We start from the raw sequence: 23,960 nt of genomic DNA, 5'->3' as shown, positions 1-23,960 counted from the left end.
TCAGCACACTGTCCACTTTAGATGCTCGCGGCCGGGTTGTCGTGCCCCGGCCCGCGGGAGCGGACGGGGAACTGCTCCAGCACGAGGGGCGCACGAGCTGACGGTACGAATTCAGCAGATCCCTGGCCCACGTGCAACGAGGCGAGTACCGTGGGGAGTGGTCCAGAAGGTGGCCATGAGACAGATTGCATGCGACGAAGGATGCTCTCATGGACCACAAGCTCTCCGTCCTCGTCCAGATCGACCTGGACGGCGCCTATGTGCGACTGATCGTCACCGGGTGTTTGACCGAGGCCAACCAGCACGTCCTGTATCCGCTGGTGCGCCGTGCCCGGTCGCTGATCCCCCCGGTGACCGTCAGTGTTGATCTCGCCGCCGCCGGCCACGTGGAGCCGAACGCCCTGGACCTGTTGCGCTGGGCGATCGACCACGACGACACCCTGCAGGGGGTCAGCCCGGTCGAACTGCTGATCCCCAACGGCCTGCCCACCCACGGGCCCACACCGCTCCCACCCCGCACCGCCCGCAGACCCCGGGGCGGGACGTCCCCGAGCGCCCGGCCTCAGCTCATCTGATGCCTCGTTCATTCAGTAAGCAAGCTTCCCTTCTGGGGGCCGGATCACTAGCGTAGAGATCAGAGCCGGGAATCACGGGCGCGGAGTGCCCGGTCACCGCCGGCCACAGCAGTCGATGACGGAGGTCAGCATGTTCTTGCACCAGCAGAAGCTCCAGTACAAGTCCACCCCGGAGGCCCCGGACGCGGTGTACGCGCGCAAGCTCCAGGAGGTGATCGGCGGGCAGTACGGGGAGATCACCGTGGCCATGCAGTACAGCTTCCAGGCCTGGAACGCCCACATCCCGGGCAAGTACCGGGATCTGCTCTTCGGCACCGCCGCCGAGGAGTTCGGCCACATCGAGATGCTCGCCACGATGGTCGCCCAGCTGCTCGAGAAGGCCCCGCTGGGCATCACCGAGGACGCCGTGCAGTCCGACCCGGCGGTGGCTGCGGTGATCGGCGGCACCGACCTGCAGCACGCGATCGTCGCCGGGGCCGGAGCCCGTCCGGTGGACTCGATGGGCAACCCCTGGTCCGGGTCCTACGTGACTGCTTCCGGGAACCTCCTGGCGGACATGACCGCCAACGTCAACGCGGAGATGCAGGGCCGCACCCAGGTCGCCCGGCTCTACCACATGACCGACGACAAGGGGATCCGGGACATGCTGTCCTTCCTGCTGGCTAGGGACACCATGCACCAGAACCAGTGGATGGCCGCGGTGAAGGAGCTCCAGGCCGACGGGCTGGAGCAGATGCCGGTGCCCTCCAACTTCCCGCAGTCCAAGGAGGCCACCGAGTTCTCCTACGACTACTACAACTTCTCCGACGGCGCGGCCGCCGCGGAGGGGTCCTGGGCCTCCGGGCCGACGCCGGACGGCAACGGGCAGTTCGGCTACCAGGACCAGCCCATGGCGGGGGTGCCGATGCCGCCTCCCACCCACCCGGACGCCCGGTTCTACGGCACCACCGAACAGCCCAACATCATGGAGAAGGCCGCCGGCAGCATCCAGGACAAGCTCAAGAAGGAATAGCCGCCGACAGGGCCCGCACCTGAGGCCCACCGGCGGACACCGTTCGCTCCCACGGAACAACGAGAAGCGGCTCCCCACCACGGGCGGGGAGCCGCTTCTCACCGGTCCGGCGACGGGACCCCACCCCAGGGCCCGGTCGAGAAGTCCACCCTCAGCCGGCCGGGGCTGAGCCCGGGAGCGGCTCCGGCACGTCGCCCATCGCCGGTGAGGCCGGCTCCGCCCAGGCGCCCTGCTCCGGGCGCGGCCCGTAGTAGCGGGTCAGCCAGCGGGACAGTCCGTCGAGGCCGGGGAAGAGGGCGCGCTCGGTCATGTTCGCCTGGTCGAGGTGGTCGCGGATCCGCCACTTCAGACCCGCCGGGATGACGACCTTCCGGCAGAGGTCGGGGTGCTCGCCCAGCCATTCGTGCAAGGACGCCGTGGCCGCGGACATGGCGGAGAACACCGCGGCCTGGTTCACGATCCGCTCGTCCAGCGACGGGGGTTCGAAGAACAGCGGCACCGCCCGCCCGTGCTGGTCCCGGAACCGGTCGAAGTCGGCCATGCTGTACGCGACCCGCCCCAGCATGTCGGTGGTGAACAGGCCCGCCGCGTGCGCGGTGATCTCCTCGCGCAGCGGTGCCGGCAGCAGATCGTGCACCGCCGAGTAGGCCACGCACCACACCGCTCCGGGGAGGTCGTAGCAGCGCGGGTCCGCGGTGGCGAAGTGCAGGGCCACGTAGGGCGAGTTCGACCGGTCCAGCAGTCTCGTGGGCAGCCCGTGGTGCTGGGCGACGGACAGCCAGTTCCAGTCGGAGTCCCCCGGGGAGGTGTCCCGGGCGGCGTACTTGCGGAAGTTCCGCAGGATGCGGGGCTCGATCTGCTCGCTCGAGGTGCCCCGGAGCCGGAAGAGACTGGTGTCCAGGTCCCGGTCGGCCACCGCGTGGCCGCGGTAGACCACGTTGATCCGCAGGCTCCCGCCCGAGGGCTGCCAGTCGTTGTGGGTCAGGGTCGCGATCAGCCCGTACAGGTCGTCCTCGGCGATCTCGACGGCCGGACCCGCACCCGCCGGCCCCGTCCCCACGCTCACCGCCGCCCCCTCACCCGTCCGGTGCCGGCGTCGACCAGCAGCCAGTCCTTGCTCGGGCCGCGCAGGCGCCGGCGCAGGGCGGCTCGGGAGTGCCCGGCGGTGCGCAGCCGGGACCCCGCGTAGGACACCCCGCCGCGCGCCCGGACGACCACGGCCGCCCACACGCACACCGACCGCTCCAGCACCCACAGCGGAACCCACAGCACCGTGCCCCCCGGGTAGACCGCTGCTCCCCCGTGCCGGCGTCGGCCGAACTCGGCCACCCCGCACACGGCCAGGGCTCCGGCCGCGCACCGCCCCGGTCGCCGCACCGCCCAGCCCAGCAGGGGCAGCAGCGACAGCTCGGCGAGCAGACGGGCGGGTTGGGCGAAGTCGTCGTAGGCCTGACGGACGCGCTGGCCGAGGAAGTGGGACACGGTGGGCGGCATCCTCCCCACCAGCACGTCCAGGGCCACGATCTCTCTCCCACCGGCCGCCCGCACGGTGCGCACGAGCTCGAGGTTCTCGAACAGGACGTAGCCGTCGTAGCCTCCCGCGTCCAGCAGGGCCGACCGGCGCACGCCCAGGGTGCCGGGCCAGTCCCCGCCCAGAGCCCGGTTGAGCAGGGTTCGTCCGGTGTCCCAGCGGGCCTGCCAGGGAAGTTGCAGATAGTAGTCCTGCGGGCGGACCACCTCGGCCTCCCCCAGCAGCCCCACGATGCGCTCCAGGGTGCCCCGGGTGTGGCGCACGTCGTCGTCGGCCACCACGATCCGTTCCTCGGCCGCCCGGCGGACACCGGTCATCACCCCCGCCACCTTGCCGTTGGCCCCCTGCCACCGATCGGGGCGCACGTGCTCGACCGTCTCCGGCAGCGCCGTGCGATGAGCTGCGAAGAGCTTCTCGGCGGAACCGTCGACGACGGTGACGGGCATCCACGTGACGACCTCGGCCAGGTAGTGGGCGAGTTCGTCCAGGCCGGTGTCGTCGGACCACTTCAGCGGCAGGACATACCGGGCATCGGCCAAGAGGCCGGACATGGGAGCGGTCCTGCGGAGGCGGCCCGGAGTCGCCTCGGCAGAGGGTTCATCGCGGCGGGCGGCCTCGGCCGGCACGAGCACGGTGTGGTCCACAGGAGCTTCCTCCATCGACAGCGGCACACTGCGGGCCAGCTGCTCGACCACACCTCACCCTAACCACAAGCATCTCCGGCAGACCAGACATCATGCTGAAAACGGCTCTCCGATCCCCACGGCCTTCCACGCCTGGATCAGCCGGCGTAGGAGCGGTACGACAGCTGGAGCGGGCCGCTCTCGCGGGCTTCCAGCGCGCCGGTGACAGAGGCCGTGAGGCTGTTGAGGATGTGAGCGCGGGCCAGGTCGGCAGCGGCAGGCCCATCTCCGGCGATCACCAGCTCAAGGAGCCGGTGGTGCTGGTTGAGGTCGATGGTGCGCGGCTCGTCGCCGGCGGGGAGCTCCAGTCCGATCCGCCGGTACCGGTCGGACTTGTCCCACAGATCGTCCAGCAGCCGGATCATCACGGTGTTGTGCGAGGCGAGGTAGATCGCCCGGTGGAACGCCCGGTGGGCGGTCACGGCGTCCTCACCCCAGGTGCGGGTGACGGGCAGGAGCTTCTCGGCCGCGGCCCGCATCACGGCGACCTCCCGGTCGGTGCGCCGGAGGGCGGCCAGCTCGGTGGCGGAGGGCTCCAGGGAGAGACGCACCTCCAGGAGCTGGCGCGCTTCGGAGGCGCTCATCGGCGCCACCCTCACGTCGCGGTGGGTGTCCACCTCCACCCAGTCCTCGCTGGCCAGCTGCCGCACCGCCTCGCGCAGGGGCGTGATGCTCATGCCCATCTCCTCGGCCAGGTCGTACTGCGACAGGCGTGACCCCGGGGCCAGATCGCCGGAGAGGATCCGGCGGCGCAGCTCGGTGTAGGCGATCGCCCCCTTGCTCGAGGAAACCTTCGTAGTGCTCATGGCCGCATCGCTCCCGGGTTCTTCTCCACAGGGGTTGTGCCCTGCATCACGCCCAGTGTAGTGTCCTGCACATCTTATAAGCGTCTTATAAGATATCTACCGTCAGGAAGAGGACCATGAGAATCGTCTCCGCCCACGTCGACACCATTCCGATCAGCTCCTCGATGCGCAACGCGTACATCGACTTCAGCAAGATGGACTGCACCGTCCTCGCGCTGGTCAGTGACGTGGTCGTCGACGGCAAGCCCCTGGTCGGCTACGGCTTCAACTCCAACGGCCGGTACAACGCCACGGGCATCCTGAAGGAGCGGATGCTCCCGCGCGTGCTCAACGCCCCGACCGAGGACCTCCTGGACGAGCACGGCGAGCTCTCCCCGGGGAAGGCCTGGGATCTGATGATGAGCAACGAGAAGCCCGGTGGCCACGGGGAGCGCTCAGTCGCCGTGGGCGTGGTGGACATGGCCCTGCACGACCTGGCCGCCAAGATCGCCGGGGTCCCGCTCTACCGCTGGATCTCCGACCACTACGGTGACGGCGACCCGGACCAGGACGTCTTCGTCTACGCCGCCGGCGGCTACTACGCCCCGGGCAAGACCCTGCAGGACCTGCAGCACGAGATGCGCGGATTCCTCGACGCCGGCTACGACGTGGTGAAGATGAAGATCGGCGGCACCGACCTGGCAGATGACCTCACCCGCATCGAGGCGGTCCTGGAGTGCCTGGGCGGTGACGGGTCCCGCCTGGCGGTGGACGTCAACGGCAGGTTCGACCTGCAGACGGCTCTGGAGTACGGCAAGGCCATCGACCAGTACGGCCTGTTCTGGTACGAGGAGGTCGGCGACCCGCTGGACTACGCCCTCAACGCGGCCCTGTCGGAGCACTACACCAACCCGATCGCCACCGGCGAGAACCTGTTCTCGGTCCACGACGCCCGCAACCTCATCCGCTACGGCGGCATGCGCCCGGACCGCGACTACATCCAGGTCGACCCCGCACTGAGCTACGGGCTGACCGAGTACCGCCGCGTGCTGGACATGCTCGCCCAGCACGGCTGGTCCTCCCGCCGGTGCATCCCCCACGGCGGTCACCAGTTCTCCCTGCACATCGCCGCGGCCCTGAAGCTGGGCGGCAACGAGTCCTACCCGGGGGAGTTCCAGCCCACCGGCGGCTTCACCGACGACGCCGTCGTCGTCAACAGCCGCGTGGCCCCCGGTGACCTCCCCGGCATCGGCCTGGAAGGCAAGGCCGAGTTCTACAAGGTCCTGAGCGCTCTGCACCACTGATCACCTCGAGATCGGCAGTTCCCGGCCTGATCCCGGAGACGGGAACTGCCGATCACGGCACCATCGCTTCACCCCATCAATGGCGCACCAACAAGTCCTCTGTGTGACTGCTGCCCAGGGGTACCGGTCCCACGACCGAGCTCGTCAGCTCTTCTCCTCCTGCAGAGCGCCCGCAACCCTCCAGTGGTTCGCGACCGATGTCGACCCATGCGACATCCGCACCGTGTTCCTGCAGTCGACCCTGCTGAGTCAACCAACCCAGAAAGTGCTGCCATGGCAACATCTGCCTTGAATTCCCTATGGGGAAATCTGTGGACCTCGCACCGAGAGACCAAGCGTCTCCTGACCTTGTCGAGAATCAGGCAGTCGGTGGGGCACACCCCGACGGCCGCCGACGAGGACAAGACCAGCCCGGCGCCGGCCCAGGACGCGACGAAGGGTCCCGGATCGCCGCAGAGCCCCGGAAACCCAGGGCCTGGCTACACGCCCGCGCGCCTCACCGGTCTGTTCCTCGGCCCGGCACTGTTCGTGGCAGCCATGCTGTTCTTCAACCCGGAAGGGCTCTCCCCGGAAGGGCAGGCGGTCCTCGCCGTCACCCTGTGGGTGGCGACCTGGTGGATCACCGAGGCGATCCCGATCCCGGTGACCTCCTTGCTGCCCGTGGTGCTCCTGCCGTTGACCGGGGCCCTGGAGGGCGACGCGGTCGTCTCCGCCTACGGCAACGACATCATCTTCTTGTTCATCGGAGGCTTCACCCTGGCGATCGCGATGGAGAAGTGGAACCTCCACCAGCGCATCGCCCTCTCGATCGTCTCGGCGATCGGCACGAGTCCGAAGCGCATCGTGCTCGGTTTCATGGTCGCCACCGCCTTCCTGTCGATGTGGGTCTCCAACACCGCCGCCACGATGATGATGATCCCCGTCGGTCTGGCCGTGGTGTACCAGGCGGCCCACACGCTGCGCGGTGGGGAGCACGCAGCCGAACTGCCGAAGTTCGAGAAGTCCATCGTCTTCGGCATCGGCTACGCGGCGACCATCGGCGGTCTCGGCACTCTCATCGGCACCCCACCGCTGGCGATTCTCGCCGCGACGACCGGGGAACTGTTCGGGGAGACCATCTCGTTCGGCCAGTGGATGATGTTCGGGGTTCCCATCGTCATTCTCCTGCTGGCCTTCACCTGGTTCTTTCTCACCAACGTCTCGTTCAAGGTGCGGTTCAAGCACCTTCCCGGCGGTGCAGAACTGATCCGCAGTGAGAAGAAGGCACTGGGCGCGATGTCGCACGAGGAGAAGGCCGTGCTCGCGGTCTTCCTGGGCGTGGCCTTCCTGTGGGTGACCCGCTCCTTCATCTGGGAGGACGTGCTCCCGGGCATCAGCGACGGCATCATCGCGATCATCGCCACCGTGGTCCTGTTCACCCTGCCCACCCGCCGTGCCGACGAGAAGCGCATCATGCAGTGGGAGGACTCGAAGAAGATCCCGTGGGGGATCCTCCTCCTCTTCGGCGGAGGCCTGGCCATCGCAGCAGGATTCGTCGAGACCGGCCTGTCGGGATGGATCGGCGAGCAGCTGCGCGCCCTCGACGGGGTCAACATCGTCCTCATCATCCTGCTCGCCACCGCCCTGGTGCTGTTCATGACCGAGATCACCTCGAACGCGGCGACCGCGACCATGATCCTGCCGGTCATGGCGGCGTTCGCGATCGCCCCGGGGCGTCCACCCCTACGCCCTGATGGTGCCCTGCGCCATGGCCGCCAACTGCGCCTTCATGCTCCCCGTGGGCACACCCCCGAACGCGATCCTGTTCGGCACCGGGAAGGTGACCATCATGGAAATGGTCAAGACCGGCTTCTGGCTCAACATCGCCGCGCTCCTGCTCATCGTCGCCGCGATGCTCTACGTCCTGCCGACCCTGTGGGGCATCGACCTGATGTCAACACCGGCGGCCTTCCAGTGACCCACCCGTCCGCCCCCGCACACGCACGGCCGCTGCGCGACGGCTGCGCAGAAAGCGCCCGGTGATGCTGTCCTCCACGACCTCGGCGCCCGGCACCCCGGGCGCCGAGGTCGCCGGGAGTCCTGCGGTGCTGGAAGAGACCCTGACCGACGGGGGTGGAGCACGGCCCGGATGGACGAGGGGATCGGGACGGCGCACTCGAGCTTCCCCGCCCGAGGGCACCGCCCCGAGAATGACCGAGACACCACTCACCACACCACACATGGAGGACACCCGATCGTGGGACGCATCCTGATCACCACCGACTACCTCGTCCCCGGCGACGACGTGGACCGGCTCCTGCGCCGGCACGGCCACGAACCCGTCTACTCCCCCTCCACCGGGGCCCGGCACCCCAGCGATCGGGTGGCGTTGTTCGACGGCGTCGACGGGGCCGTCCTGGCCAGCGAACCGGTCACCGCCGACATGCTCACCGGCGCGGACCGTCTCAAGGTCCTGGCCCGCAGCGGCGTCGGCTACGACTCCATCGACGTCGCAGCCGCCACCGCCGCCGGCATCCGGGTGTGCAACGCCCCGGGCACCAACCACCACTCCGTGGCCGAGCTGACCATCGGGCTGATCATCATGACCGCCCGCCGCCTGGCCGACGTCACCACTGCCGTCCGGGCCGGCCGATGGCCCCGCGACGCCGGCCACGAGCTCCGGGGCGCCACCCTGGGCATCATCGGCTACGGGCCCAGCGGCAGGGCCACCGCCCGGCTCGGGATCGCCCTGGGCATGACCGTGTTGGTCACCACCTCTCACCCGGACCCGGACGATTCGTCGGTGGAGTTCGCCGATCTCGACACCGTCGTCGCCACCGCGGACTACCTGTCCCTGCACACCCGGGCCGGCAAGAGCGCCCGGCGGCTCATCGACGCCCCCCGGCTGCAGGCGATGAAGCCGACCGCGGTGCTGGTCAACACCGCCCGCGGCTCCTTGGTGGACGAGAACGTCCTGGCCGCCGCCCTGCGCGACGGCAGCATCGCCGCCGCCGCCCTGGACGTGCTCGAGACCGAACCGCTCCCCCAGGACAGCCCGCTGCGGGCCCTGGAGAACGTCATCATCACCTCCCACCTCGCCGGCCAGACCGTCGAAGCACGCGCGCGCGCCGGGCTGGCCGCAGCCCAGGCCGTCATCGACGTCCTCGCCGGCCGCGAACCGGCCCACCCGGTGGACCGCTGAGCCCCACCGTCAACCCTGCAACGTCACCAGCACAGATCAAGGAACAGATCCTGATGTCGAACACCCACCGCATTGCGGTCATCCCCGGCGACGGAATCGGCACCGAGGTCGTGCCCGAAGGACTGCGCGTCCTGGACACGGTCGCCGCCGCCTTCGAGCTGAATCTCGAGTTCGAGCACTTCGACTTCGCCTCGGCGGCCTACTACTCCCAGCACGGCAAGATGCTGCCCGACGGGTGGTTCGACCAGCTCAACCAGTTCGACGCCATGTTCTTCGGGGCCGTCGGCTGGCCCGAGGTCGTCCCCGACCACGTCTCGCTGTGGGGAAGCCTCCTGCAGTTCCGCCGCCACTTCGACCAGTACGTCAGCCTGCGCCCGGTCAAGCTCCTGGCCGGGGTCCCCAGCCCGCTGGCCGGCCGTACACCCGGAGATGTCGACTTCTATGTCGTCCGCGAGAACACCGAAGGCGAGTACTCCAGCATCGGCGGGAGACTGTTCGACGGCACCGAGCGGGAAACCGTGATGCAGGAGACCGTGATGACCCGCACCGGTGTCGACCGGATCCTCAAGTACGCCTTCGACCTGGCCCGGACCCGCCCCAAGAAGCACCTGACCTCGGCGACGAAGAGCAACGGCATCTCCATCACCATGCCGTACTGGGACGAGCGCGTGGAAGCCATGGCCGCCGCCTACCCCGACATCGACGTGGACAAGTACCACATCGACATCCTCACCGCGAACTTCGTCATGCACCCCGACTGGTTCGACGTTGTCGTGGCCAGCAACCTCTTCGGCGACATCCTCTCCGACCTCGGACCGGCCTGCACCGGAACCATCGGCATCGCCCCCAGCGGCAACATCAACCCCGAACGCAAGCACCCCAGCCTCTTCGAACCCGTCCACGGCTCCGCCCCCGACATCGCCGGCAAGGGCATCGCCAACCCCGTCGGACAGATCTGGGCCGCCGCCATGATGCTGGACCACCTCGGCGAAGCCGACGCCGCCGCCGCCGTCACCACCGCCATGGAAGAGGTGCTGGCCGGCGGGCCCCAGGCCCTGACTCCCGACATGGGCGGCAGGTCCACCACCGAGGAGCTGGGCAAGGCCGTCGCAGCAGCCATCACCACGCCCTGACCCGCCCACCCCACGGCCTGCGCGCGGGTCACGCCGTGGGGCTCAGGACCGGTGGGCGTCGGCGGGCTCGGCGACCTGGTAGATCGCTCCGGTGGAGACGTCCTCCTCGAGGTCCTCCAGGGAGCGGTTGCGGGTCTCGGGGACCTGGGTGGCCACGAAGATCAGGGCGATCACGCCGATGCCGGCGAAGAGGAAGAACGTGCCGGAGATCCCGACCGCGGCAACGAGGGAGGGGAAGAACAGGGCCAGGAAACCGTTCATGGTCCAGCCGAAGAACACCGAGATGCCGATGCCCAACCCGCGCATGTGCAGCGGGAAGATCTCCGCCAGCCACACCCAGACGGCGACGTTGAGGAACGTCTGCATCGAGAGCACGAAGGCGACCACGAGGACGAGGATCACGATCGGGCGGGCCGGGTGGCCTTCGGGAAGCAGATTGCCGGCGATCCCGATCAGCAGGTGGCAGGTCGTGGTGAGGCTCAAACCGATGATGAAGGTCTTGCGCCGGTCGAGCCGGTCCATGTTGTACAGGGCGATGATGCCGCCGATCACCGCCACGACACCGAAGGCGATGTTGGCCAGCACGGCCTGCTGCGCTGTCATCCCGGACTCCTCCAGGATGCGGGTGCCGTAGTACATGACGGAGTTGATGCCGGTCAGCTGCTGGGTCATGGAGACCCCGATACCGACCAGGATGATCCGCAGCAACCACTTGTTCGTCAGGACCGCTTTCAGCCCGATCTGGTGGGCCTGGACCTCGATGGCGGCGATGCGCTCGATCTCCTGCAGCTCGGCCTTGGCCCGGTCGGCCGGGCGGACCGTCTCCAGCACCGCCAGGGCCTCGTCGTACCGGCCCTTCTCGGTGAGCCAGCGCGGGGACTCGGGCATGCGCAGCATCCCGATGAACAGACCGATCGCCGGCAGCGCGGAGACGGCGAACATGATCCGCCAGATGCCCTCCACGACGTCGCCGAGGGTGACGGCGATGATCGCGTTCATCACGAAGGCGGAGAGCTGGCCGAACACGATCGCCAGTTCGTTGCGGCCGGTGATCGATCCGCGGATCTCGTAGAGGGCGAGCTCGGCCAGGTACACCGGCACGACCGTGGAGGCTCCGCCGACGGCGAGGCCGATCAGGATCCGGCCGCAGACCAGGACCGTGTACCCGGTGAGGGAGAACGTTCCCTCCTCAGCAGGTGTGGGGGTGAGGACCACCAGGGCGGTGCCGAGGAAGAACAGCACGGCCAGCAGGATGATCGTCCTGCGCCTCCCCCAGGCGTCCGAGACCCGGCCCCAGACCAGGGCGCCGACGGCGGCGGCGAAGATGAGCGAGCTGATCACCACGCCCAGCTGGAGCAGGTTCAGCCCCAGGTCCTGGGCCATCGGCCCCTCGGCGCCGTTGGTGACACCGGTGTCGTAGCCGAACAGCAGCCCGCCCAGGCAGGCCACGACCGAGATCAGTCCGAGCCGCTTACGGTGCGGCCCCTGGGTCAACGGTGGGAGGGCGACCCGGCTGTCGCTCGGAGAATGGTGGGACATGGGAACTCCTTGGGTGATGAACTCGTGAAGCACGGTCGAACCGTGTGCGGCACCGGTCGGATGGTGGGTTGTTCGTGCGGGTGGATCGGGGATCGGCCGAGAAGGCAGGACGCCGCTGAAGGCCGGCGGGCGTGCCGGCGGAATGCACTTCGCCGCCCGGACGGGCTCGCGGCTTCTCCGGTCGGTTGCCGCACCCGACATCCGGTGCGACGGTCGCGAAACGTCTACAGCGACTGCTGCGACGTGGAGTGCGCCGGAGGGCGCGCCCACCGGTGGGGAGGGGTGACGTGCGTGCCGGATCCGGGGGTGCGTACCACCAGGCCGGCCTCGACCAGATGCTGCAGAGCGCTGCGCACGGTGACCCGGGCAATGCGCAGTCGGGACGCGAGCTCGAGCTCGTTGTCCAGCTTGGTGCCCGGCGCCAGATCCCCGCTGTGGATTACCCCTTCCAGGAGGAGGGCGAGTTGGTGGTAGAGGGGCACCGGGGAGTTCCTGTCGATCGGCAGGGACAGCGTTTCGGTCATGAAAGGTCTCCTCTTCTGGCCGGGCCTCGGCCCTTCGACGCGCTGCCGGAAACTTGTTCGGCAGAGGTGTTGGCGATCACACTAATACGTACTAGTGTTTCTGCCAAGGGTTTGTCAGGACATGTTGAGGACACCGTTCCCGGGCATCCCCTTCCGCGCTCCAACCCTGACCTGAAGGAGAATCCCGTGTCCGAGCCCCGTACCCTGAACATCGGCCTGATCGGCGCCGGCCGGATCGGTTCCAGCCATGCCGAGCTGATCACCCGCACCGTGCCCAACGCCCGACTGGTCGCGATCGCCGATCCCGTCGAGGGCGCCGCGGCACGCCTGGCGGAGGCGTTGTACGTGCCTGCGGCCTACACCGACATCGCAGAGCTGCTGGCCGACCCGGAGGTGGAGGCGGTGGTGATCACCGCACCGGCCCGGTTCCACACCGAGCTGGTGGAGCAGGTCGCCGCGGCCGGCAAGGCGATCTTCTGCGAGAAGCCGGCCGGGATGACGCTGGAGGAGATCGACCGGGTCCACCAGGCCGTCGAAACCCACGGAGTGCTGTTCCGGATCGGGTTCAACCGCCGCTTCGCCGACGGATTCCCGCAGGCCCGGGCGACCATCGAGGCCGGGCGCATCGGCTCCCCGCAGCTGCTGCGCTCGACCACCCGCGACCCGGGACTGGCGAACCCCGGCGCGGTGGCCCCGTGGACGATCTTCCTGGAGACCCTGATCCACGACTTCGACACCCTGAACTTCCTCAACCCCGCCGCCCGGGCGGTACAGGTCCACGCGGTGGCCGACGCCCTCGTGGCCCCGGACTTCAAGGACGCCGGGCTGCTGGACACCGCCGTGGTCACCATCCGCTACGACAACGGGGCGATCGCCACCGCCGAGGCCAGCTTCTCGGCCGCCTACGGCTACGACACCCGGGCGGAGGCCTTCGGCTCCGCCGGCATGGTCACCGCCGGGGACCTGGCGGCCTCGAGCATGCGCTACTACGGCCCGGAGGGCATCGCCGCCGAGACCGTCCGCGCCGACACCCAGTCGATGCGCGGCGCCTACACCGCGGAGCTGCAGGCCTTCACCGACACCGCCCTCGGACACCTCTCGCCGGGTCCGGGGGTGGAGGCGGCCCGGGACGCGCTGCGGATCGCCCTGGGGTGCGTCGAGTCCTGCCGCACCGGCGCCCCGGTGAGCCTGGACCCGGTGGGAGCCACCCGATGAGCGGCTTCACCCTGGCGGCGAGCGCGGAGATGGTCTTCGTCGACCTGCCGTTCGAGCAGCGGGTGCGCCGGCTGCACGAGGCCGGGTTCGAGGTGGAGATCTGGGACTGGACCACCAAGGACCTGCCCGCCCTGGCCGCCACCGGGGCCCGGTTCGGATCGATGACCGGCTACGTGCGCGGGGCCCTCGTGGACCCGGACGGGGCGGCGGAACTGCTGCGCACCGCAGAGGACTCGCTGGCCGCCGCCGAGGTCCTCGACTGCCCCCGGCTCAACGTCCACGGCACCGGCTTGGACCCCCAGGGGCTCCCCGTGGTGCCGCACGAGGTGGTCACCGGGGCGGACTGGCTGGCAGCGGCCCGCACGCTGGAGCGGCTGGCCGTCCTGGGCGAGCGCCACGGGCGGGTCTTCACCCTGGAGAACCTCAACCGCGCCGTCGACCACCCGGGGGTGCCTTTCGGGGCGGCCGAGGACACCCTGGCGCTGGTCGCGGCGGTGGACAGTCCGCACCTGCGGCTGAACCTGGACCTCTACCACGCCCAGATCGGGGAGGGGAACCTGGTAGAACTGTGCCGGAGGGCCCTCCCGTACGTGGGGGAGATCCAGGTGGCCGACGTCCCCGGGCGGTGCGAGCCGGGCACCGGGGAGATCCACTTCCCCCGGGTGGCCACCGCCCTGGCCGAGGCCGGATACGAAGGAGTGATTGCGATGGAGGCCTTTGCCGCCGCCGACCCCGAGCTGGCGCTGAGACGATTCCGGGACGCCTTCACCGTTCCCTGCCCGTGAGCCCGGACGCCCCGGGGCGGGAAGCCCCCGGCCACCCGTCCGGGCGCCGCGTCACCATGCGCGACGTCGCCCGGGCGGCCGGGGTCTCCCAGCCCCTGGTCTCGATCGTCTTCCGCGACGCCCCCGGCGCCAGCGAGGAGACCCGGGCCCACGTCCTGCGGGTCGCCGCCGAGCTGGGCTACCGCCGCGACGAACGTGCCCGGCTGCTGCGCCAGGGCCGCTCCCGGCTGCTGGGGGTGGCCTTCGAGCCCGTGCAGCCCTTCCACGGAGAGATCCTCGACGGCGTCCACACCGCCGCCCAGCAGCGGGGCTACGACGTCGTGCTCTCGGCCGTCACACCGCACCGGGCGGAGGACGCCGCGTTGGAGGCCCTGCTGCGCGACCGGTGCGAGGCCCTGGTCCTGCTGGGCAGCGCCCTGCCGCGGGCCCGTCTCGAGCAGATCAGTGCGACCCTGCCGGTCGTCTCCGTCACCCGGGCTTTCGACGCGGCGGCCTTCGACAGCGTGGCCACCGACGACCACCGCGGCGCGGTGCTGGCCGTGGAGCACCTCCTCGACCTGGGGCACCGGCGGATCGCCTACATCGACGCCGACCGCGAGGCCGGCGGGGCGCGGCGCCGGGCCGGCTACCAGGACACCATGGCCGCCGCGGGCCTGGTCGACGAGATGCTGATCGTGCGCGGCAGCGCCTCGGAGGCCGGCGGCGCCACCGCCATCACCGGGCTCCTGGCCCAGGACCCCGCGCCGACCGCTGTCATCGCCTTCAACGACCGCTGCGCCGTCGGGGTGATCAGCCAGGCCCGCGTCCTGGGCCGGTGCGTGCCCGAGGACCTGTCGGTGGTCGGCTTCGACGACTCCGAGCAGGCGTCCCTGCCCTACCTCGACCTCACCACCCTGGCCCAGGACCCCTGCCTGCTCGCGCACACCGCCGTGGATCTGGCGCTGCGCCGCTTGGATGCGACGGCTGAGGACACCGCGGTGACCGGCGAGCACGTGGTGCTCCCCGCCCGGCTGGTCACCCGCACCAGCACCGCACCCGTCCCCGCTGCCCCCTGAGGCGGCTCCCTCGCCACTCCGGCCCAGGACCGGGCAGGCGGCACTTGCGGGACGGGGCCCTTCCGCACCGATCAGGAACCCCGCCTGTCCCCCGATGAACGGACTACACGGGGCCCCCGACGAGGTCGTGCCGGGGCACGCTGCGCTGCACGAGCAGGTACGGGGCCCACAGCAGGGCCGCGGAGAGGACGGTCAGCCCGAAGCCGATCATCGCGGTCTGCTCGGCAGCCGGCCCCATCTCCACGCTGCCCACCAGCACCGAGAAGGAGATGACCACCAGCAGAAGCCAGCACACCAGCCCGTGGAACCAGCGCAGGCCACGGCGCAGCGGCAGGAAGAAGAGCGCGGCCGCCGGCAGGACCACGAGGAGCTCCAGCGGCCAGACGGCGGCGGGCAACCACCCGTGCTGGACGAGGTAGGGCAGCAGGAAGCCGGCGCTCAGGGCGTACATGCCGGCGAACCATGCACCGAGGATCCAGTGCCGGCCGGTGGGCCGCTGACGCGCCTCCCGCAGCGCGGGGTCCCGGCGCTCCGCCTGCTCCTGGGCCTGCGCGGCGTTCTGATGCCAGCGGTTCTCCAGCCGGATCGTGTTGTCCAGCCACCCGCCGGTGGCGGGAAAGGGGATGACCTCTTCGGTGGTCGCGAGGTGCTCGAGCTGGGCCTCGGGGCCGAGGTAGGCCTCGCCCTTCCACGAGAGCGGCCGGGCGGTGTAGCCCAGTTCCACGCCGTGCTTCCGCAGCGCTGCGATCCAGACGTCGACCGCGGGGTCCTTGTGCGAGGAGAAGGGGACGCTCGTGATCCGGCGGCTCCCGTCCTGGTCGAACAGGATGTGCAGGACGGGGGCCGTCTCGGTCAGTGTTCCGCCGCCGTTCTCGACGAGGATCGTGCGGCGCAGGATCCGGTAGGAGGCCACGACGGAGGCCACGGCCTCCCACGGGATGGCCCGGCGGACCGGTGCGTCGGCGCCGAAGGTGTTCCACTCGGTCGTCTCGATGCCGGTCTCGCGCAGGGTATAGGTCGAGCGGTGGCGGGCGTGCCAGGCTCCCCTGCGCACCAGGTCCACCGTCCTGACAAGGAGCAGGACCCCGGCCGCCACGAAGACCAGAGTGAACAGCAGCCACGGGTTCCAGAACGCGATCATCAGCCAGACGGGGACGCCGATGAAGAGCGCGACGATGGCCGCGACGAAGAACAGGCCGACCACCGCGGCGCCGCGCCAGAACAGGTCCTCCCGCTGCTCCTGCTGGACGTGGACGATTCGGCTTCCGGTCACGGCGGTCCGGGAGACGGGGTGGGGATCCGGTGTCACGACAGGTGCTCGCTCTCGGTGCAGGGGCGGGTGCGTCCCGGGCAGGGGTGTTCCGGCGCTCTCGGAGCCTATCGGGGACCAGGGCTCGGGGCGCTGACCCGACACGGCGCCGTCCCGTCGCCTCCGCCCGTCCGGAGAGCGCACGCAGAAGGGCGGGGAGCCTCCGGAGGCTCCCCGCCCTTCGCGAGAGTTCTAGTTGCGCGAGCTGCCGGTGTTCGTGCCCTCGCCGGAGTCGTCCCGGTGGTAGAGGTACTCGTTGCCGTGCTCGTCCTTCTCCACGTAGAAGTGTTCCTGGACCTCCTGGTACCAGGTCTGGGCGGCCTCGCTCATCCTCTCGCCCTCCTGCGCCTGGGCCAGCCGGTCCCCCGGCCCGTAGACGCGCATCGCGATGGCGTTGAGCCGGTCGAGGATGCGGTGCTGCTGCTCGCCGTCCCGGTTGGTGTTCTGCCTGTTCCGCGCCATGACGTCCCCCGTTGCCGACTGTGATGGTGATCACCAGTCTAGCGCCTGGGTGCCGGCACGGACCGGGCCCACCGGCGGGTGTGACGCCGGTGGGCCCGTACGGTCCCTGGTGTGCGGGCGGCTACTCGACGTCGCGGATCTGCTTGAGGGAGCCGGTGCTCGTGCGGTACTCCCGCACGTAGTCGGGCTGCTCCGGGTGCTCGATGGCCGGGGCGTTGGCCGGCTCCGAGCCGTGCACGTAGTCCGGGGCCACGACGATCTCCTCGTCCACCTCGGCGCCGGTGGAGGTGCGGCGCCGGAACTCCTCGGGCGGCAGCACCCGGCGCCACTGGCGGGTGGGCAGGACGCCCACCTCCCCGGCGTCCTCGCGCAGGGCCCGGAGCAGCGAGTAGATCATCACGTACCCGAGCACGAAGAACGGCAGGCCGATGAGGATCGCCACGTTCTGCAGGGCGGCGAGCCCGGTGGCGCCGGTGGCGGTCAGCAGGATCGCGGCGATGAGGCCGATGGCGACGACCCAGAACACGCGCTGGTGCACCGGGGACTCCTCCTCGTGGCCGCTGCCCATGGTGTCCATGACCAGGGCGGCCGAGTCGATCGAGGTGATGAAGAACAGCACCACGATGAGCACGCCCACGGCGGAGGTGACGGTGGAGAACGGGAAGTTCTCGAGGAAGACGAACATCGCGCCGGGGATGTCGCCCTCGTCGACGACGGCCTCCACGAGCCCGCCCCCGCCGTTGAGCTCGATGTCGAACACGCCCATGCCGAAGATCCCGAACCAGATGACGGAGAACAGCGTGGGGAAGGCGAGCACCCCGGAGACGAACTGGCGGATGGTACGGCCGCGGGAGATGCGGGCGATGAAGATGCCCACGAACGGGGACCACGTGATGGTCCACGCCCAGTAGAAGACGGTCCAGCCGCTCTGCCACCCGGTGTCCGCGAGCGAGTCGTTCCAGAAGGCGAGCGCCGGGAGCATCGACAGGTACGTGCCGGCGGACTCGACCATGCCCTTGAGCATCAGCACGGTGGGCCCGGAGACGAGGATGAAGACCAGCAGGGCGATCGCGATGAGGATGTTGGTGTTGGACAGCCGCTTGATGCCCCGGTCGAGGCCGAGGGCCACGGAGACCGAGGCGACGAGGCTGACGGCGGCGATGATGAGGATCTGCGACAGCGCCGACTCGGAGATGCCGAAGAGCCGTGCCAGGCCGCTGTTGATCTGCATGGTGCCGAGCCCGATCGAGACGGCCACGCCGAAGAGGGTGCCGACGATGGCCAGGATGTCGATGAGCCGCCCGACCGGCCCGTGGATGCGCTCCCCCAGCAGCGGCTGGAACATGGAGCTCACCCGCGGCGGGAGGTTGCGCTTGTACATGAAGTAGCCGAAGGCCAGTGCCGGGAGGGTGAAGATCGTCCAGGTGTGCAGCCCGAAGTGGTAGAGCGTGAAGCCCATCGCCTCGGTGGCGGCCTCCATGGAGGCCGGCTCGACGCCCTGCCGGGGCGGGTTCGCGAAGTGGTTCACCGGTTCGGCGACGGCCCAGAACATCAGGATCGTGCCGATGCCCGCGGCGAAGAGCATCGAGAACCAGGACAGGTTGGTGTGCTGGGGCCGTTCGTCGTCGGCCCCGAGCCGGACCTGACCGAAGCGGCTGACCATGAGGTAGATCAGGAACAGCAGGAAGACGGTCACACCCAGGATGTAGAACCAGCCGAGCTGTTCGATCACCCAGGTCGAGCCGTCCGCGAAGACAGCGTCCATGAACTCCGTGAACACCAGCGTCAGGACCACGAACGCGGCGATCACCAGCGCGGAGCCGAAGAAGATGGTGGGACTGGTCCGCAGTCGCAGGGAGTCGTGCAGTCTGTTCAGCATCGCCGTGCTTCCCCGGCTGCCCTCGGCCTCGGACGAGCGGACGGCCGCCGTGTCTCGGTTGTGTGCGTCGGTCGTGTGGATCGGTGGTGCGTTCTGGTTGCTACGACCCTACCGCGTGGTCGTCCTGAGGCGGAGGCTCACTCCGGGGACGGCGTGGACGCCAGGGGCGGCTCCACGTGCCACTCCCACCACGCGTCCACGCGGTCGCGCAGGCGCTGCACGGTGCCGTCGTTGACCAGCACGGTGCTGGAGACGGCTGCCCGCTCCTCGTCGGTGGCCTGGGCGGCGATCCGGGCGCGGGCGTCGGCCTCCGTCATGCCGCGGTCCTCGACCATCCGCCGCACGCGCTCCTCTGCCGGGGCCTGGACCGTGAGGACGAGGTCGAAGCGCCCGTGCTGGCCGGTCTCCACGAGCAGCGGGATGTCCTCGACCAGGACGGCGTCCTCCCCGGCCGCGGCCGCGAGCCGCTCGGCCTCCGCCCGGACGAGGGGGTGGATGATCGCGTTGAGCCGGGCGCGCGCCTCCGGGTCCGCGAACACGCGGGCGCCGAGCGCGGCCCGGTCCAGGCGGCCGTCCGGGGTCAGCACGGAGGGTCCGAACTCCTCCACGATCCCCTCGAGGCCGGGCCGGCCCGGCTCCTGCAGGGCGCGGGCGATCGCGTCGGCGTCGACCACGGTGGCCCCGAGCTCCATGAGCCGCCGGGAGACCGTGGACTTGCCCGAGGCGATCCCGCCGGTGAGTCCGATGGTCAGCATGGGACCATGCTATCGGCCGGTCCCGGCCGCGCCCCGCCGGGCGCTCAGGCCTCCCCGGCCCCGGCCACGGTGGTCATGACGTCCGGCAGCGTGCCGGGCCCGTGCGCCCGCTGCACCCGCAGCCAGCGGTACCCGTAGCCCTCCAGGGCCAGCTCGGCCGAGGAGTCGGCGTCGAGGGTGCACGTCCCGCTGCCCAGCAGGTCCAGCAGCTCGGTGCCCTCCTCCTCGTCCGGCAGCCGCAGCGGCACCGTGGTGGGCTCGGCGGAGAAGTTGTGCAGCGCCACGATGCCGGAGCCCTCCCACGAGCACCGGTGGGCGAGGACCTCCCGCCGCGGCTGGTCCAGGACCTCGGCGGGCCCCCAGGCCAGCTCGGTGCACTCGCGGTAGCGGCGGGCCAGGGTGGTGACGAAGTTCAGCAGGGAGTCCGGGTCCCGCTTGGCGTCGGCCACGTTCACGGCCGCGGGGCCGAACTCTCCCTCGACGACGGGACCGGAGAGGTCCTCGGCGCCGGCGGAGGAGAACCCCCCGTTGCGCCCGGAGGTCCACTGCATGGGCGTGCGGACGGCCATGCGGCCCTCGGCGGCGAGATTCTCGCCCATGCCGATCTCCTCGCCGTAGTACAGCACCGGGGTGCCCGGCAGGGAGAAGAGCAGCGAGTAGACCATCCGGATGCGCTGCCGGTCCCCGTCCAGCATGGGCGGCAGCCGCCGGGTGAGGCCCCGGCCGTAGATCTGCATGCGCTCCTCGGGCCCGAAGGCGGCGAAGACCTCCTCCCGCTCGGACGCGGAGAGCTGATCGAGGGTGAGCTCGTCGTGGTTGCGCACGAAGTTGGCCCACTGGGCGTCCTGCGGGATGCGGGGCCGGTTCTTCAGGGCGGTCGCCAGCGGCCCGGCGTCCCGGCGGGCCAACGAGAGGTAGAGGTTCTGCATGGCCACGAAGTCGAAGATCATGGTCAGCTCCCCCGCGTCCTCCGTGCCGAACAGCTCGAGCTGCTGCTGGTAGGGCAGATTGACCTCGCCCAGCAGGGCGGCCCGGCCGTTGCGGCGGTTGGCGAACCTGCGCAGCGAGCGCAGGAACCCGTGCGGGTCCGTGAACCCGCCCTGGTTCTCGAAGTCGTCGCCCTGCGCCAGCGTGAGCAGCTGGGGGATCCCGTCCACGCGGAAGCCGTCGAGGCCCAGGTGCAGCCAGAACCCGACGATCTTCGCGATCTCGTCCCGCACCTTGGGGTGGGAGAGGTTGAGGTCCGGCTGGTGGCGGTAGAAGCGGTGCAGGTACCAGTGCCCGGTGATCTCGTCCCGGGTCCAGATGCCGCCCTCCTGGTCGGGGAACACGGCCTTCCCGGAGGTGTCCGGCGGCTCGTCGGCCCGCCACACGTAGTAGTCGCGGTACGGGCTGTCCGTGCTCGAGCGGGCGGCCTGGAACCACGGGTGCTGGTCGGAGGTGTGGTTGACCACGAGGTCGGCGATGACCCGCAGACCGCGGTCCTGGGCGGTGCGGACGAGCTCCACGAGGTCGCCGAAGCTGCCCAGCCGCTGGTCGACGCCGTAGAAGTCGGTGATGTCGTAGCCGTCGTCCCGGTTGGGCGAAGGGTAGAACGGCATGAGCCACAGGCAGGTGACGCCGAGCTCCGCCAGGTAGTCAACCCTCTCGGCCAGCCCGGCGATGTCGCCGACGCCGTTGCCGTCCGTGTCCAGGAACCGCTCGACGTCCACGCAGTACACGACCGCCTGCTTCCACCAGAGGTCGGAGGTGTCGGCGATGCGCATGTCTGCTCCCTCGGTCGCGGCTGCTCCCCTGTCTAGCACCCCGTCCCGGTCCCGTCGAGGGCGCGCGGGGCCCGGCCTAGAGTGGGGAGCATGGACCCGGACCCCCTGCTCAGCCGCGCGACCCGGTACACGACGCTCGCCGCGGGCACGGAGGCGGTGGCCGAGCTGGAGATCAAGCGCTCCCGCTTCCTGGCGGTGCTGCGCCGGGCGTCCACGGAGGCCGAGGCCCGGGCCCTGGCCGAGGAGCTGCGGCGCGGATTCCACGACGCCCGCCACCACTGCTCGGCGTTCGTCCTGGGCCCGGACCGGGACGTGCAGCGCTCCTCCGACGACGGCGAGCCCGCGGGCACCGCGGGTCTGCCAATGCTCGAGGCCCTCGTGCTGCGGCGCACCGCCACAGACGCGGCCGGCCGGGACGTCACCGACCTCTCGGACGTGAGCGCCGTGGTGGTCCGCTGGTTCGGCGGCACCCTGCTCGGCGCCGGAGGGCTGGTCCGGGCCTACTCCGAGGCCGTGTCCCAGGCCCTCGACGGCGCGTCCCTGGTGGTCCGCCGGCGGCAGCGCCTCTACCGGCTCCCCGCCTCCCACGCGGACGCGGGCCGGATCGAGAACGAGCTGCGCGCGGCCGGGACCACGGTCCTGGACACCGCCTACGGGGCGGCCGGCGCGGAGCTGGGCCTCGCCCTGCCCGACGACGACGCGGCCGTCGCCGCGCTGCACTCCCGCGTGGCCTCGCTGACCGCCGGCGCCGGTGTCCTGCGGCCCGTCGGCACGGACTGGGTGGACACCCCCGCCGGCAGCCGGCCCTGAGCGGCGCCCGGCCGGTCCGGCGGCCCCGGGGACAGCACGACGGCCCCCGCCCTGCGAAGGGTGGGGGCCGTCGTGGTCAGCGCCGTGCGGAACGGCCTGGCGGTGCCTGTCGGATCAGGCTCCGGTCAGCTTCTCGCGCAGAGCGGCCAGGGCCTCGTCGGAGGCCAGGGTGCCGGAGTCGGCGGCCGGGGCCTCGGAGGAGTAGCTGGTCGGGGCCGGCGCGGACGAGGAGGAGGACGAGGAGGACGAGGACGAGGAGCTCGTCGTGCCGCCGGCAGCGGCCTCGGCGTCCTCGGCGATCGACTTCCGGACCTGCTCCTTGTGCGCCTCCCAGCGCGACTGGGCGTCGGCGTACTGCTGCTCCCAGGCGGCGCGCTGGGTCTCGTAGCCCTCGATCCACTCGTTGGTCTCGGGATCGAAGCCCTCGGGGTACTTGTAGTTGCCCTGGTCGTCGTACTCGGCGGCCATGCCGTACTGGGCCGGGTCGAACTCGGTGGAGTCCGGGTCCACGCCCTCGTTGGCCTGCTTGAGCGACAGCGAGATGCGGCGGCGGTCCAGGTCGATGTCGATGACCTTGACGAACAGCTCGTCGCCCACGGAGACGACCTGCTCGGCCATGTCCACGTGGCGCTGGGCCAGCTCGGAGATGTGCACCAGGCCCTCGATGCCGTCCTCGACGCGCACGAACGCGCCGAAGGGGACGAGCTTGGTGACCTTGCCCGGCACGACCTGCCCGAGGGCGTGGGTGCGGGCGAACAGCTGCCACGGGTCCTCCTGGGTCGCCTTCAGCGACAGGGAGACGCGCTCGCGGTCCATGTCGACGTCCAGGACCTCGACGGTGACCTCCTGGCCGACCTCGACGACCTCGGAGGGGTGGTCGATGTGCTTCCAGGACAGCTCGGAGACGTGCACGAGGCCGTCGACGCCGCCCAGGTCCACGAAGGCACCGAAGTTGACGATCGAGGAGACCGTGCCCGTGCGGACCTGGCCCTTCTCGAGCTTGTGCAGGAAGTTGGAGCGGACCTCGGACTGGGTTTGCTCGAGCCAGGCACGGCGGGACAGGACCACGTTGTTGCGGTTCTTGTCCAGCTCGATGATCTTCGCCTCGATCTGCTGGCCGATGTACGGCGCGAGGTCGCGCACGCGGCGCATCTCGACGAGAGAGGCGGGGAGGAAGCCGCGCAGGCCGATGTCGAGGATGAGGCCGCCCTTGACGACCTCGATGACGGTGCCGGTGACGACGCCGTCGTCCTCCTTGATCTTCTCGATGTCGCCCCAGGCGCGCTCGTACTGAGCCCGCTTCTTGGACAGGATCAGGCGGCCTTCCTTGTCCTCCTTGGTGAGGACCAGAGCCTCGACCTCATCACCCACGGTCACGACCTCGTCCGGGTCGACATCGTGCTTGATGGACAGCTCGCGGGACGGGATGACGCCCTCGGTCTTGTAGCCGATGTCGAGAAGGACCTCGTCGCGGTCGACCTTGACGACGGTGCCCTCGACGAGGTCGCCGTCGTTGAAGTACTTGATGGTCGCGTCGACAGCGGCGAGGAAGTCCTCGGCGGACCCGATGTCGTTGACGGCAACCTGCGGGGTGGTGGTGGTCATGTAGTAGGGGCTCCGATGGGGATAGTTTGTGATCAGTCGGAACGGAGATTGT

The 23,960-nt window shown here is 70.2% G+C and carries 21 protein-coding genes; 10 read left to right on the top strand and 11 right to left on the bottom strand.

The window, feature by feature from the left end; translation table 11 throughout:
* Positions 1 to 209: 209 nt before the first annotated feature.
* Both E7Z53_RS10080 and E7Z53_RS10075 read left to right on the top strand, forming a co-directional pair.
* Positions 210 to 575 carry a hypothetical protein gene (locus tag E7Z53_RS10080; protein WP_052132724.1) on the top strand — a complete coding sequence of 122 codons (366 nt, stop codon included), beginning with the start codon at positions 210 to 212 and terminating at the stop codon, positions 573 to 575.
* A 130-nt stretch (positions 576 to 705) separates the two neighbouring features.
* On the top strand, positions 706 to 1,587 hold the full coding sequence (locus E7Z53_RS10075; RefSeq protein WP_035924112.1) for a manganese catalase family protein: 882 nt from the start codon (positions 706 to 708) through the stop codon (positions 1,585 to 1,587).
* Positions 1,588 to 1,738: 151 nt separating this feature from the next.
* Here the strand turns inward: E7Z53_RS10075 and E7Z53_RS10070 are convergent, their stop codons facing one another.
* The 3 genes from E7Z53_RS10070 to E7Z53_RS10060 form a co-directional block, all read right to left on the bottom strand.
* Positions 1,739 to 2,653 carry an FRG domain-containing protein gene (locus E7Z53_RS10070; RefSeq protein WP_369597968.1) on the bottom strand — a complete coding sequence of 305 codons (915 nt, stop codon included), beginning with the start codon at positions 2,651 to 2,653 and terminating at the stop codon, positions 1,739 to 1,741.
* Complete coding sequence (locus E7Z53_RS10065) at positions 2,650 to 3,669, bottom strand: glycosyltransferase (RefSeq protein WP_255219518.1); 1,020 nt, start codon at positions 3,667 to 3,669, stop codon at positions 2,650 to 2,652. The genes E7Z53_RS10070 and E7Z53_RS10065 overlap by 4 nt, the downstream gene beginning before the upstream one ends.
* Positions 3,670 to 3,899: 230 nt before the next feature.
* The gene (locus E7Z53_RS10060) at positions 3,900 to 4,607 is read right to left on the bottom strand and encodes a GntR family transcriptional regulator (RefSeq protein WP_035923995.1); all 708 of its coding nucleotides are present in this window, start codon (positions 4,605 to 4,607) and stop codon (positions 3,900 to 3,902) included.
* A 116-nt stretch (positions 4,608 to 4,723) separates the two neighbouring features.
* On the opposite strand from E7Z53_RS10060, the gene E7Z53_RS10055 reads away from it, so the two are divergent.
* From E7Z53_RS10055 to E7Z53_RS10040, 4 genes are all read left to right on the top strand, one after another.
* Entirely contained in the window at positions 4,724 to 5,890 is a 1,167-nt protein-coding gene (locus tag E7Z53_RS10055) for a mandelate racemase/muconate lactonizing enzyme family protein (RefSeq protein WP_136341068.1), read from the top strand.
* 273 nt (positions 5,891 to 6,163) lie between these two features.
* Positions 6,164 to 7,912 carry an SLC13 family permease gene (locus E7Z53_RS10050; protein ID WP_217905640.1) on the top strand — a complete coding sequence of 583 codons (1,749 nt, stop codon included), beginning with the start codon at positions 6,164 to 6,166 and terminating at the stop codon, positions 7,910 to 7,912.
* Between the two features lie 214 nt (positions 7,913 to 8,126).
* A complete protein-coding gene (locus tag E7Z53_RS10045; protein WP_176337692.1) occupies positions 8,127 to 9,071 on the top strand; it encodes a phosphoglycerate dehydrogenase in 945 nt (314 codons plus the stop codon).
* Positions 9,072 to 9,124: 53 nt separating this feature from the next.
* On the top strand, positions 9,125 to 10,204 hold the full coding sequence (locus E7Z53_RS10040) for a tartrate dehydrogenase (RefSeq protein WP_017832850.1): 1,080 nt from the start codon (positions 9,125 to 9,127) through the stop codon (positions 10,202 to 10,204).
* 42 nt (positions 10,205 to 10,246) lie between these two features.
* Here the strand turns inward: E7Z53_RS10040 and E7Z53_RS10035 are convergent, their stop codons facing one another.
* Together E7Z53_RS10035 and E7Z53_RS10030 are read right to left on the bottom strand one after the other, a co-directional pair.
* Positions 10,247 to 11,743, bottom strand: coding sequence for a sugar porter family MFS transporter (locus E7Z53_RS10035; RefSeq protein WP_176337691.1), 1,497 nt, complete (start codon positions 11,741 to 11,743; stop codon positions 10,247 to 10,249).
* Between the two features lie 224 nt (positions 11,744 to 11,967).
* Entirely contained in the window at positions 11,968 to 12,267 is a 300-nt protein-coding gene (locus tag E7Z53_RS10030; RefSeq protein WP_017832852.1) for a GntR family transcriptional regulator, read from the bottom strand.
* Between the two features lie 186 nt (positions 12,268 to 12,453).
* Between E7Z53_RS10030 and E7Z53_RS10025 the strand changes: the two genes are divergently transcribed.
* From E7Z53_RS10025 to E7Z53_RS10015, 3 genes are read left to right on the top strand one after another with little or no spacing between them, the layout of a single operon-like run.
* Entirely contained in the window at positions 12,454 to 13,482 is a 1,029-nt protein-coding gene (locus tag E7Z53_RS10025) for a Gfo/Idh/MocA family oxidoreductase (protein WP_017832853.1), read from the top strand.
* Positions 13,479 to 14,267: a TIM barrel protein gene (locus tag E7Z53_RS10020; protein ID WP_176337690.1), complete on the top strand. Its 789-nt coding sequence runs from the start codon at positions 13,479 to 13,481 to the stop codon at positions 14,265 to 14,267. The genes E7Z53_RS10025 and E7Z53_RS10020 overlap by 4 nt, the downstream gene beginning before the upstream one ends.
* A complete protein-coding gene (locus E7Z53_RS10015) occupies positions 14,264 to 15,322 on the top strand; it encodes a LacI family DNA-binding transcriptional regulator (RefSeq protein WP_217905639.1) in 1,059 nt (352 codons plus the stop codon). Before E7Z53_RS10020 ends, E7Z53_RS10015 begins: the two co-directional genes overlap by 4 nt.
* A 103-nt stretch (positions 15,323 to 15,425) precedes the next feature.
* Here the strand turns inward: E7Z53_RS10015 and E7Z53_RS10010 are convergent, their stop codons facing one another.
* The 5 genes from E7Z53_RS10010 to E7Z53_RS09990 form a co-directional block, all read right to left on the bottom strand.
* The gene (locus E7Z53_RS10010; RefSeq protein ID WP_152609221.1) at positions 15,426 to 16,595 is read right to left on the bottom strand and encodes a hypothetical protein; all 1,170 of its coding nucleotides are present in this window, start codon (positions 16,593 to 16,595) and stop codon (positions 15,426 to 15,428) included.
* A 228-nt stretch (positions 16,596 to 16,823) separates the two neighbouring features.
* Positions 16,824 to 17,093: a hypothetical protein gene (locus E7Z53_RS10005; RefSeq protein WP_017832857.1), complete on the bottom strand. Its 270-nt coding sequence runs from the start codon at positions 17,091 to 17,093 to the stop codon at positions 16,824 to 16,826.
* A 121-nt stretch (positions 17,094 to 17,214) separates the two neighbouring features.
* Entirely contained in the window at positions 17,215 to 18,972 is a 1,758-nt protein-coding gene (locus E7Z53_RS10000) for a BCCT family transporter (protein WP_017832858.1), read from the bottom strand.
* A gap of 137 nt (positions 18,973 to 19,109) precedes the next feature.
* Complete coding sequence (gene coaE, locus E7Z53_RS09995; RefSeq protein WP_176337689.1) at positions 19,110 to 19,727, bottom strand: dephospho-CoA kinase; 618 nt, start codon at positions 19,725 to 19,727, stop codon at positions 19,110 to 19,112.
* Positions 19,728 to 19,771: 44 nt separating this feature from the next.
* Positions 19,772 to 21,493, bottom strand: coding sequence for an alpha-amylase family protein (locus E7Z53_RS09990; RefSeq protein ID WP_017832860.1), 1,722 nt, complete (start codon positions 21,491 to 21,493; stop codon positions 19,772 to 19,774).
* 90 nt (positions 21,494 to 21,583) lie between these two features.
* Between E7Z53_RS09990 and E7Z53_RS09985 the strand changes: the two genes are divergently transcribed.
* A complete protein-coding gene (locus tag E7Z53_RS09985) occupies positions 21,584 to 22,303 on the top strand; it encodes an IMPACT family protein (RefSeq protein ID WP_035924004.1) in 720 nt (239 codons plus the stop codon).
* A 114-nt stretch (positions 22,304 to 22,417) separates the two neighbouring features.
* Here the strand turns inward: E7Z53_RS09985 and rpsA are convergent, their stop codons facing one another.
* A complete protein-coding gene (gene rpsA / locus E7Z53_RS09980) occupies positions 22,418 to 23,908 on the bottom strand; it encodes a 30S ribosomal protein S1 (protein WP_035924005.1) in 1,491 nt (496 codons plus the stop codon).
* Positions 23,909 to 23,960 lie beyond the last annotated feature (52 nt).

The sequence above is a fragment of the Kocuria salina genome (assembly GCF_013368965.1).
GTDB classification, from domain to species: Bacteria; Actinomycetota; Actinomycetes; order Actinomycetales; family Micrococcaceae; genus Kocuria; species Kocuria rosea.
This window is presented reverse-complemented; position numbering and strand designations above follow the sequence as displayed.

Bases quoted from the DNA above. Each gene is read 5' to 3' on its own strand.
- E7Z53_RS10080 (WP_052132724.1), top strand. From the start codon at position 210: ATGGACCACAAGCTCTCCGTCCTCGTCCAGATCGACCTGGACGGCGCC.
- E7Z53_RS10075 (WP_035924112.1), top strand. From the start codon at position 706: ATGTTCTTGCACCAGCAGAAGCTCCAGTACAAGTCCACCCCGGAGGCC.
- E7Z53_RS10065 (WP_255219518.1), bottom strand. From the start codon at position 3,669: ATGTCCGGCCTCTTGGCCGATGCCCGGTATGTCCTGCCGCTGAAGTGG.
- E7Z53_RS10060 (WP_035923995.1), bottom strand. From the start codon at position 4,607: ATGAGCACTACGAAGGTTTCCTCGAGCAAGGGGGCGATCGCCTACACC.
- E7Z53_RS10055 (WP_136341068.1), top strand. From the start codon at position 4,724: ATGAGAATCGTCTCCGCCCACGTCGACACCATTCCGATCAGCTCCTCG.
- E7Z53_RS10050 (WP_217905640.1), top strand. From the start codon at position 6,164: ATGGCAACATCTGCCTTGAATTCCCTATGGGGAAATCTGTGGACCTCG.
- E7Z53_RS10040 (WP_017832850.1), top strand. From the start codon at position 9,125: ATGTCGAACACCCACCGCATTGCGGTCATCCCCGGCGACGGAATCGGC.
- E7Z53_RS10035 (WP_176337691.1), bottom strand. From the start codon at position 11,743: ATGTCCCACCATTCTCCGAGCGACAGCCGGGTCGCCCTCCCACCGTTG.
- E7Z53_RS10030 (WP_017832852.1), bottom strand. From the start codon at position 12,267: ATGACCGAAACGCTGTCCCTGCCGATCGACAGGAACTCCCCGGTGCCC.
- E7Z53_RS10020 (WP_176337690.1), top strand. From the start codon at position 13,479: ATGAGCGGCTTCACCCTGGCGGCGAGCGCGGAGATGGTCTTCGTCGAC.
- E7Z53_RS10005 (WP_017832857.1), bottom strand. From the start codon at position 17,093: ATGGCGCGGAACAGGCAGAACACCAACCGGGACGGCGAGCAGCAGCAC.
- E7Z53_RS10000 (WP_017832858.1), bottom strand. From the start codon at position 18,972: ATGCTGAACAGACTGCACGACTCCCTGCGACTGCGGACCAGTCCCACC.
- coaE (WP_176337689.1), bottom strand. From the start codon at position 19,727: ATGCTGACCATCGGACTCACCGGCGGGATCGCCTCGGGCAAGTCCACG.
- E7Z53_RS09990 (WP_017832860.1), bottom strand. From the start codon at position 21,493: ATGCGCATCGCCGACACCTCCGACCTCTGGTGGAAGCAGGCGGTCGTG.
- E7Z53_RS09985 (WP_035924004.1), top strand. From the start codon at position 21,584: ATGGACCCGGACCCCCTGCTCAGCCGCGCGACCCGGTACACGACGCTC.
- rpsA (WP_035924005.1), bottom strand. From the start codon at position 23,908: ATGACCACCACCACCCCGCAGGTTGCCGTCAACGACATCGGGTCCGCC.